The following is a 9,614-nucleotide window of genomic DNA, read 5'->3' as shown; positions in this document are numbered from 1 at the left end:
CGTCGGGAGGGGCGGCTCCTGCCGGTCGGGCCGGCTCCGGGGGCGGTTCGGCCGCGTTGCGCCCGTGTGGCATCATTGGCCGCTGTACCCGGCAGCCGCACAGGACCCCTCTCTCCTCCGGCTGACGCGTCCACCGGACACCAGGACCGCAACCCCACGTGGATTCCGCAGTGTCCATCCACGTCAAGACCAGGAGACACCACACCCGTGGCAGTCAAGATCAAGCTGAAGCGTCTGGGCAAGATCCGGGCCCCGCACTACCGCGTCATCGTCGCCGACTCCCGCACCCGCCGCGACGGCCGTGCGATCGAGGAGATCGGCCAGTACCACCCGACCGAGAACCCCTCGCGGATCAAGGTCGACAGCGAGCGCGTGCAGTACTGGCTCGGCGTCGGCGCCCAGCCGACCGAGCCCGTCCAGGCCATCCTCAAGGTCACCGGTGACTGGCAGAAGTTCAAGGGCCTGCCCGCCCCCGAGCCGATGAAGCTCCCCGAGCCCAAGGCCGACAAGCGCGCCGTCTTCGAGGCCGCGGCGAAGGACACCGGTGAGGAAGCCAAGGGCGAGGCGATCACCCCGAAGGCGAAGAAGTCCGAGAAGAAGGCGGACGAGGCCAAGGCCGAGTCCTCCGACGAGTCGACCGGAGCCTGAGGATGCTCGAGGAGGCCCTCGAGCACCTTGTGAAGGGCATCGTCGACAACCCCGACGAGGTGCAGATCGCGGCGCGCAACCTGCGTCGCGGACGTGTGCTGGAGGTCCGGGTCCACCCGGACGACCTCGGCAAGGTGATCGGCCGCAACGGCCGCACCGCCAAGGCACTGCGCACCGTCATCGGGGCGCTCGGGGGCCGGGGAGTCCGCGTCGACCTCGTCGACGTGGACCAGGTCCGCTGAGCAGCGGGAGATGAGCACCGGCACGGGCCGGGGACGGCAGCAGCCGTCCCCGGCCCGTTGTCGACGGCAGCAGGTTCAGCCGCACATCGCGGCCGGCAATTTCGAGAGGGCACGAGAGTGCAACTAGTCGTCGCGCGGATCGGCCGTGCCCACGGCATCAAGGGCGAAGTCACCGTTGAGGTGCGCACGGACGAACCGGAGCTGCGCCTCGGACCCGGCGCCGTACTCGCCACGGATCCGCCCGAGGCGGGCCCGCTCACCATCGAGCGGGGCCGCGTCCACAGCGGCCGGCTCGTCCTGCGGTTCGCCGGCGTCGACGACCGCACGGCGGCCGAGGGGCTCCGCAACACCCTCCTCGTCGCCGAGGTCGACCCGGACGAACAGCCGGACGACCCCGAGGAGTTCTACGACCACCAGTTGACCGACCTCGACGTGGTCACCGTCGAGGGCGTCGCGGTCGGCCGCGTCTCGGAGGTCTCGCACCTGCCGTCGCAGGATCTGCTCGTCGTCGGGACGCCCGAGGGGGGCGAGGTGATGATCCCGTTCGTCGCGGAGATCGTCCCCGAGGTCGACCTCGGCGAGCAGCGCCTCGTCGTCGATCCGCCCCCTGGCCTCCTCGACGCCGACGAGGGGAAGGGGCAGGCGTGAGGATAGACGTCGTCACCGTCTTCCCCGAGTACCTGGAGCCCCTGCGGCTCTCGCTCCTCGGCAAGGCCGGCGAACGCGGCCTCCTCGACGTCCGCGTCCACGACCTCCGCGCCTGGACCCACGATCGCCACCACACCGTCGACGACACCCCCTACGGCGGCGGCCCCGGCATGGTGATGAAGCCCGAGCCTTGGGGAGAGGCACTCGACACCGTGATCGGCGCGGAACCGGCGGAGCCGCCGGTGATCGTCGTGCCGACGCCGAGCGGCCGCCCGTTCACCCAGCAGCTCGCAGGTGAACTCGCCGAAGCACCGTGGCTCGTCTTCACGCCCTCCCGGTACGAGGGGATCGACCGGCGGGTGATCGACGAGTACGCCGGCCGCTTCGACGTGCGGGAGGTCTCCATCGGGGACTACGTGCTCGCCGGGGGAGAGGCACCGGTCCTCGTCATGGTGGAGGCCGTGGCCAGGCTGGTCCCCGGGGTGCTGGGCAACTCCGCTTCGCACCGGGACGACTCCTTCGCGCCAGGACCCATGGCCGACCTGCTGGAGGGCCCCGTCTACACCAAGCCCCCGGAGTGGCGCGGCCGCGGCATCCCCGAGGTGCTGCTCAGCGGTCACCACGGGCGGATCGCCCGGTGGCGCAGGGACGAGGCGTGGCGGCGCACCAGCGCCTTCCGTCCCGACCTCGTACGACGCACGGAGCCGTCCGCGCTCGACGCGGCTGACCTGCGCGTACTGCGGGAACTGGGCTGGGAGTTGGAAGAGCCGCACGAGCCCTCGAACGGGCCTCAGCGGCTTCGTCGGATCGAGGGTCCGGCGGCTGCGGACCCCTGAATTTTGCCTGCTGGGGACGGCGTGGAAGAATGGGTCGTCGCTCGCGTGGGAGTGGCGACCCTGCCACAGGGGGACCGACGCCCACCCGGCGAGCATCCGGGTTCTCCAGACCTCGGAACCCCTTCAGGATCACGAGCATTCCGTCGATGACCTGTGGCATCGACGAGGAAGCGGACTTCTATGTCTCACGTACTCGACTCCGTCGACGCGGCCTCGCTGCGCAGCGACATCCCGGCGTTCCGCCCGGGCGACACCCTCAACGTGCACGTGCGCGTCATCGAGGGCAACCGCTCGCGTGTGCAGCAGTTCAAGGGCGTCTGCATCCGCCGCCAGGGCGACGGCGTCCGCGAGACCTTCACGGTCCGCAAGATCAGCTTCAGCGTGGGCGTCGAGCGCACCTTCCCGGTGCACACCCCGATCGTCGAGAAGATCGAGGTCGTGACCCGCGGTGACGTGCGCCGGGCGAAGCTCTACTACCTCCGCGGTCTGCGCGGCAAGGCCGCCAAGATCAAGGAGAAGCGCGAGAACTGATCCCGCGGGCCCGCGTCGAACGGCCCGGCAGGGCTCGTTCCGGCGCGGTGCCCCGGTCGCACACGCCGTGGACGACGCACCCGAGCAGAACCAGCAGCGCGATCGCGCTTCCGCCCCCGAGCAGGGGAGGAAGTGGCGGTCGCGCGCTGTGCGTTGGGGAGCCCCTCTCTGCGGCCTCCTCATTGTGCTCTTGCTGACCAGCGCCTTTGTGGTGCAGCCTTTTCTGATTCCGAGTTCTTCGATGGAGCCCACGCTGCAGGTCGGTGACCGGGTGCTGGTCAACAAGTTGGCCTACACCTCGGACGACCGTCCCGACCGCGGCGACGTCGTCGTCTTCGACGGCGCAGGCTCGTTCGAGGACGAGGAGCCGGAGGGCAACCGTCTCGCCGCGCTGCTGCGGCGGGCCGGGGCTGCGGTCGGACTGGCCGACGCCTCGGGATCCGACTACGTCAAGCGCGTCGTCGGGGTCGGCGGGGACAGAGTCGCCTGCTGCGACGAGCGGGGGAGGATCGAGGTGAACGGTGAGCCGGTCGACGAGGCGTACCTGCATCCCGGCGACGCACCGTCGACGGTGCCTTTCGACATCGAGGTGCCCGACGGACGGTTGTGGGTGATGGGGGACCACCGCTCCGACTCCAGTGACTCGCGCGACCACCTCGGCGGCCCGGGCGGCGGTACCGTACCGCTCGACCGCGTCATCGGCCGCGCGGACTGGATCGGCTGGCCCGCCGGACGATGGACCACGGTCCCCGCGGCAGCCGGCGGCGACCGTGGCTGACGGCGAGGGGCCGACGTACGGTCGGCGACCCCCGCCGCCGCCCCCGCAGGGCGGCTACGGCCACCCCGGCCGGTACGACTACTCGGAGCCGTTCGACTACGGCAGCCCCCGGCCCGTCCAACCCGGGGGCCCGTGGGCGCCGTCGGGCCAGAACGGGACGCCTCCGCAGGCGCCGGGCGCGTACGGTACGAGCGCGCCACCGCCGGGTATCGATCCGGCTCCGCCGTACGGTGCGCAGCCCTACTCGCAAGAGCCTTTCGACGGGCGGGATTTCGGGGTGCCGCCGGAAGATCCGGAGGCGGCCGACCGTCGAGCCGACGCCTTCCTCGAGAGCGTCGGCGAGCCGGCCCCGCTGCCGCCGCCGGGCGAAGGGCGCGCGGCGAGGCGCCGTCGGGCGAAGCGGAACAGGCGTATGCGACGGCTCTCGGCCACCAAGGAGGTGCCGATACTCGTCGGGGTGGCGCTGCTGATCGCGTTGCTCCTCAAGACGTTCCTCGTCCAGGCGTTCGTGATCCCTTCGGGGTCGATGGAGCAGACGATCCGGATCGGCGACCGCGTCCTCGTCGACAAGCTGACCCCGTGGTTCGGCAGCCGCCCCGAGCGGGGGGACGTCGTCGTCTTCGAGGACCCGGGCGGCTGGCTCGAGCAGGAGCAGTCGGAACCGGCAGACGACCCGCCCGGCATCAAGCAGGGCAAGGAGCTGCTCACCTTCATCGGCCTGCTCCCCTCCGACGACGAGCAGGACCTCATCAAGCGTGTGGTCGCCGTGGGCGGGGACACCGTCAAGTGCTGCAACAGCGACGGGAAAGTGACTGTCAACGGTCAGCCGCTGGAGGAGCCTTACATCAATCCGGGTGACAAGCCGTCCCGGGTGAAGTTCGACGTCGAGGTGCCGATCGGCCGCGTGTTCGTCATGGGCGACCACCGCGGCAACTCCGCCGACTCCCGCTATCACCTCCGCGACCCGGAGCGCGGGACGGTCCCCGAGGACCTGGTGCTCGGCCGCGCCGTCGTGATCGCCTGGCCCTTCGACCACTGGCGGAGACTGGAGGAGCCGGAGACCTATGCTTCTGTACCGGACGCCGCGGGTTCGCCGGCGTCCGCCGGGTCCGACGACAATCGGGTCACCCCACTCCCGTTCTCTGCGGAACTCCCGCTCGTTATGGGAGTGGTGGGCCTGCACCGGTTGACGGTCAGGCGGCAGCGCAGCGTGAGGAGTGGACGTGGGGGATGTGGCGGTCGGCGCACGGTCGGGTTCCGGGGACTCGGACGACGGCGGGGAGCACGATGACCGGGCACCTTCCGGTGCCGAGCAACCGCCCGCGCCTCCGGCGGAACCGACGGAGCGGGAAGACGGGAGCGAAGTGAGCGGCGTGAGCCACCGGGAGCAGGAGAAGGCGGAGAGCGACGGGCGCTCCGAGAAGAGCCAGCGCCCGTTCTGGAAGGAACTGCCGCTGCTGATCGTCATCGCGCTCGTGCTCGCCCTGCTGATCAAGACCTTCCTGCTCCAGGCGTTCTCCATCCCGTCCGACTCGATGCAGAACACCCTCCAGCGTGGCGACCGCGTCCTCGTCGACAAGCTCACCCCCTGGTTCGGTTCGACGCCGAACCGGGGCGAGGTGGTCGTCTTCCACGATCCGGGCGGCTGGCTGCCCGAGGTCGAGGTCGAGGAGAACGCGGTCCAGAAGGCGCTGAGTTTCATCGGCCTGATGCCCTCCGGCAATGAGAAGGACCTGATCAAGCGTGTGATCGCGGTCGGCGGCGACACCGTCGCGTGCAAGGAGAACGGCCCGGTACGGGTCAACGGCAAGGCGCTCGAGGAGTCGGAGTACCTCTTCCCGGGCAACACCCCCTGCAACGACAAGCCGTTCGGCCCGATCAAGGTGCCGGACGGCAAGCTCTGGGTCATGGGTGACCACCGCCAGGACTCGCTCGACTCGCGGTACCACGAGACGCAGCCCGGAGGCGGCTTCGTGCCGGAGGAGAACGTCGTCGGTCGCGCCGTCGTGGTCGCCTGGCCGGTCAACCGCTGGGACGCGCTCTCCGTTCCCGACACCTTCAGCAGCCAGAGCCTCGCGGGTGCGGCCTCCACCGCGGTCCCGGGGGCGTTCGGGCTCGCGGGGGCTCTCCCGTTCGTCCTCTGGCGCCGCAGGGCACGGGTGCGCCAGGCCGTCGAACGGGGCTGACGCCGCTCGTACCGCCGGGTAGTGTGCGCTCCGGATCTTCCGAAGCGCACCGGGAGGCGCCGGGGTCGGCGGCCACCGGCGCGCGTGAGCGACCAGGGGCGGGCATGGCCAAGGCGGCGGGCGGGGCCGGGATATCCCCCGCGGGACGCATACTCTCCGGTGTCGCCGTGGCGCTCGGCTGCGTCCTCTTCCTCGGCGGATTCGTCTGGGGCGCCCTTCTCTACCAGCCGTACACGGTGCCGACCGACTCCATGGACCCCACCGTGAAGCCGGGGGACCGGGTGCTCGCGGAACGGATCGACGGGGACGAGGTGCGCAGAGGGGACGTCGTCGTCTTCCAGGACTCCGTCTGGGGCTCGGTGCCGATGGTGAAGCGGGTGGTCGGCGTCGGCGGCGACGAGGTCGCCTGCTGTGACAGCCGAGGCCGCCTCACCGTCGGGGACGAGGCGATCGACGAGCCGTACGTGCGCTCAGCGCGCGGCAAGGACGCACAGCGCCCCTTCGGGGCGACGGTCGTGCCCGAGGGCAAGCTCTTCCTCCTGGGCGACAACCGGCTCGCCTCCCTCGACTCCACCGCTCACCTCGACGAAGGCGACCACGGAGCTGTCCCGCGCTCGGCCGTCCAGGCCCGGGTCGACGCCGTCGCCTGGCCGGTGGGCGGGCTCGGCCTGCTCGAGCGGGCCGAGTGGACGGACGAGCTCTCGGGCGAGCCCTCGGAGCCGGGACCGGTACGGTTGCTTGCGGTCGCGATTCCGGTCGGGGCTGTGCTGATCTTCGGTGGCGCGGCCTGGGGACCGATCGCCCGCAGAGTGAACTCCTCTCCACGGGGTTGACCCCTGTGGCGCACAATGGAAGGACGCACGGCTGAAGGGGAACATGCCATGAGCGCCGAGGACCTCGAAAAGTACGAGACGGACATGGAGCTGAAGCTCTACCGGGAGTACCGGGACGTCGTGGGTCTCTTCCGGTACGTCGTCGAGACGGACCGGCGCTTCTACCTCACCAACGACTACGAGATGCAGGTCCACTCGGTCCAGGGAGAGGTCTTCTTCGAGGTGTCGATGGCCGACGCCTGGGTGTGGGACATGTACAGGCCGGCGCGGTTCGTGAAGCAGGTCCGCGTCCTCACCTTCAAGGACGTCAACATCGAGGAGCTCAACAAACGCGAGCTCGACCTGCCGGAGGACTCCGGGTTCAAGTGACCCGCGACGGCCGGGGGTTCATGCCCTGGTCTCACTCTTCAGGGTGATCGGGTTTTCCACAACTCCCGGGTAATCCACAGAAATTCACGAAGATCCACCTGTCTCCGGCGGGAGCGGCAGAGTCTCCGCCGGAGGTGGTGGAGATGAACGCACAACGCGCGCTCGGCAGGTATGGAGAGGATCTCGCCGCACGGCGTCTCCGTGACCGCGGAATGGCGGTTCTGGAGCGCAACTGGCGGTGCAGGGAAGGCGAGATCGACATCATTGCGCGTGACCGCCACGCGCTGGTGATCTGCGAGGTGAAAACCCGCAGGGCAGGGCCGTACGCCCAGCCCATGGCCTCCGTTCCGCCGTCGAAGTACGCCCGGTTGAGGAGGCTCGCCTCCAGGTGGCTCACGGAGCGCTGGCTGCCGAGGTACGGCAGCCCTCCCACGGAGGGCGTCCGCATCGATCTCATCGGAGTGGTCCTCCCCGATCGCGGCGCCCCGCTCATCGAGCACGTCCGGGGGGTGGGGTGAGTGACCTTCGCCCGCACCTGCTCCGTGGCGCTCGTCGGGGTCGAGGGAGTTCCGGTCGAGGTCCAGGCCGACCTCGAACCCGGCATCGCGACCTTCACTCTCGTCGGACTCCCGGACAAGAGTCTCAGCGAGAGCAAGGACCGAGTCCGCGCGGCGCTGGCGAACTCCGGGGTCGAGTGGCCCCAGCGCAAGCTCACGGTGGGGCTCAGTCCTGCGTCCGTCCCGAAGGCGGGGAGCGGATTCGATCTCGCCGTCGCCTGCGCCGTGTTGGGCGCGGCCGAGCGGATCGACCCGCGGGAGATCGCCGGCCTGATGATGATCGGAGAACTGGGGCTCGACGGCCGCGTACGCCCCGTCCGCGGTGTGCTCCCCGCGGTGCTCGCCGCGGCCGACGCCGGGTACCGCCAGGTCGTCGTCCCCGAGTCGGCGGCGGCCGAGGCCGCCCTCGTCCCCGACGTCTCCGTGCTCGGGGTGCGCAGCCTGCGGCAGTTGATCGCGGTGCTCGGGGACGAGCCCGTGCCCGAGGAACCCTCGGCCGAGCCGGGCCACGACCCGACGGTGCCGGACGCCTTCGGCCTCGTCTCCTCCCAGAGCGGCCTGCCGGGCTCCGGGCCGCTCCGAGTCCCTGACCTCGGCGACGTCGCAGGGCAGCGCCGTGCGCGCTCCGCGCTGGAGATCTCGGCAGCGGGAGGCCACCACCTCTTCCTCAAGGGCCCGCCCGGCGCGGGGAAGACGATGCTCGCCGAGCGCCTTCCCGGGCTGCTTCCGCCGCTGAGCCGGCAGGAGTCGCTGGAGGCGACGGCCGTCCATTCGGTCGCGGGCGCGCTCGAGGCCGGCCAGCCCCTCATCGACCGTCCGCCGTACTGCTCGCCGCACCACTCCGCGACGATCGCGGCCCTCGCGGGCGGCGGCTCCGGTGTCCCGCGGCCCGGGGCGGTCTCGCTCGCCCATCGTGGGGTTCTCTTTCTGGACGAGGCGGCCGAATGCAGTGCCCGCGTGCTCGACGCGCTGCGGCAGCCGTTGGAGTCGGGATACGTCGTCGTTGCCCGCGCGGCGGGCATGGTGCGGATGCCGGCGAGCTTTCTGCTGGTGCTCGCTGCGAACCCGTGCCCGTGCGGGCGGTTCGGCACGGCCGCCGGCGTCTGCGAGTGCCGGCCGTCCACCGTGCGCCGCTACCGGGCGCGGCTCTCGGGGCCGTTGATGGACCGTGTGGACCTCCGCGTCGCCGTCGAGCCGTTGGCCCGTGCGGAACTCATGGCAGCAGCCGGCGCCACGGAGACCACCGCCGTAGTAGCGGAAAGGGTGCGAGCGGCGCGCGAGCGCGCGTCGGCTCGCTACGCGGGGAGCCATTGGAGCACGAACAGCCAGGTCCCCGGCCACACCCTGCGCAGCCACTACCCGGTGGCGGACGGAGCGCTGAGCCAGGCGGAGCGGGAGATGGAGCGCGGCCTGCTCACTGCGCGGGGACTCGACAGGGTGCTCCGAGTCGCCTGGACCGTCGCCGATCTGGCAGGGCACGACAGACCTGACCGCGAGGACGTCGACTGGGCCCTCGAACTGCGGACCGGGATCAGCCGGGGTGCGGCACCCGGGACCGTGCCCGTCCCACTCGGGGAGGGGGCGTGAACGCCGGCGCGGAGGAGCGGTTGGCGAGGGCGGCGCTGACCCGCGTGGTGGAGCCGGGGGACGTACGCGCGGGACGCTGGCTCAGCGAACACGGAGCGCAGGCGGTCTGGGAGTGCTTGCGTGAGCGGCCGGCTCCACCTCCACTGCCCGGGGCCTCCGAGCACGTCTGGAGGGGGCTGAGACTCAGGGCCGAACGCGTCGCTCCGGACGCGGACCTCGCTGCCGTCGCCGAGCTCGGAGGGCGTTTCCTGTGCCCGGGGGATTCCGAATGGCCCCGTCAGCTCGACGACTTGGACCTGGCCCGTCCCGTCGGGCTCTGGGTGCGCGGCCGCCCCTCACTGCGGTTCTGGGCGCTGCGCTCCGTCGCCCTCGTGGGAGCGCGGGCCTGCACCGACTACG

At 71.2% G+C, this 9,614-nt stretch carries 12 protein-coding genes and 1 pseudogene; all 13 read left to right on the top strand.

Annotated features, from left to right (window positions below; all coding sequences use genetic code 11):
• Positions 1–207 precede the first annotated feature (207 nt).
• Positions 208–648, top strand: coding sequence for a 30S ribosomal protein S16 (gene rpsP / locus UWG_RS0124740; RefSeq protein WP_016909882.1), 441 nt, complete (start codon positions 208–210; stop codon positions 646–648).
• A gap of 2 nt (positions 649–650) precedes the next feature.
• Positions 651–890, top strand: a complete 240-nt coding sequence (locus UWG_RS0124735; protein ID WP_016909881.1) for an RNA-binding protein — start codon at positions 651–653, stop codon at positions 888–890.
• 117 nt (positions 891–1,007) lie between these two features.
• Positions 1,008–1,538: a ribosome maturation factor RimM gene (rimM, locus tag UWG_RS0124730; protein WP_016909880.1), complete on the top strand. Its 531-nt coding sequence runs from the start codon at positions 1,008–1,010 to the stop codon at positions 1,536–1,538.
• Positions 1,535–2,374: a tRNA (guanosine(37)-N1)-methyltransferase TrmD gene (gene trmD / locus UWG_RS0124725; RefSeq protein ID WP_016909879.1), complete on the top strand. Its 840-nt coding sequence runs from the start codon at positions 1,535–1,537 to the stop codon at positions 2,372–2,374. Before rimM ends, trmD begins: the two co-directional genes overlap by 4 nt.
• Positions 2,375–2,554: 180 nt before the next feature.
• Positions 2,555–2,905: a 50S ribosomal protein L19 gene (gene rplS / locus UWG_RS0124720; protein WP_016909878.1), complete on the top strand. Its 351-nt coding sequence runs from the start codon at positions 2,555–2,557 to the stop codon at positions 2,903–2,905.
• A 67-nt stretch (positions 2,906–2,972) separates the two neighbouring features.
• The gene (lepB, locus tag UWG_RS0124715; protein WP_193386479.1) at positions 2,973–3,683 is read left to right on the top strand and encodes a signal peptidase I; all 711 of its coding nucleotides are present in this window, start codon (positions 2,973–2,975) and stop codon (positions 3,681–3,683) included.
• A gap of 352 nt (positions 3,684–4,035) precedes the next feature.
• Positions 4,036–4,974, top strand: coding sequence for a signal peptidase I (gene lepB / locus UWG_RS30955; protein ID WP_237720280.1), 939 nt, complete (start codon positions 4,036–4,038; stop codon positions 4,972–4,974).
• Positions 4,916–5,869, top strand: a complete 954-nt coding sequence (gene lepB, locus UWG_RS0124705) for a signal peptidase I (protein WP_016909876.1) — start codon at positions 4,916–4,918, stop codon at positions 5,867–5,869. The genes lepB (UWG_RS30955) and lepB (UWG_RS0124705) overlap by 59 nt, the downstream gene beginning before the upstream one ends.
• Before the next feature lie 104 nt (positions 5,870–5,973).
• A complete protein-coding gene (gene lepB, locus UWG_RS0124700; protein ID WP_016909875.1) occupies positions 5,974–6,702 on the top strand; it encodes a signal peptidase I in 729 nt (242 codons plus the stop codon).
• A 48-nt stretch (positions 6,703–6,750) separates the two neighbouring features.
• Positions 6,751–7,071, top strand: a complete 321-nt coding sequence (locus UWG_RS0124695) for a DUF2469 domain-containing protein (RefSeq protein WP_016909874.1) — start codon at positions 6,751–6,753, stop codon at positions 7,069–7,071.
• 143 nt (positions 7,072–7,214) lie between these two features.
• Positions 7,215–7,589, top strand: a complete 375-nt coding sequence (locus tag UWG_RS0124690) for a YraN family protein (RefSeq protein WP_029391745.1) — start codon at positions 7,215–7,217, stop codon at positions 7,587–7,589.
• Positions 7,590–9,215 carry a YifB family Mg chelatase-like AAA ATPase gene (locus UWG_RS0124685; protein ID WP_016909872.1) on the top strand — a complete coding sequence of 542 codons (1,626 nt, stop codon included), beginning with the start codon at positions 7,590–7,592 and terminating at the stop codon, positions 9,213–9,215.
• A pseudogene (locus UWG_RS0124680) lies at positions 9,212–9,614 on the top strand (DNA-processing protein DprA); the annotation flags it as partial. The gene UWG_RS0124685 and the pseudogene UWG_RS0124680, both read left to right, overlap by 4 nt.

The organism is Streptomyces xiaopingdaonensis (genome assembly GCF_000262345.1).
GTDB classification, from domain to species: domain Bacteria; phylum Actinomycetota; class Actinomycetes; order Streptomycetales; family Streptomycetaceae; genus Streptomyces; species Streptomyces xiaopingdaonensis.
The sequence above is the reverse complement of the archived record's forward strand: the minus strand, read 5'-3'. Positions and strand labels throughout refer to the sequence as shown.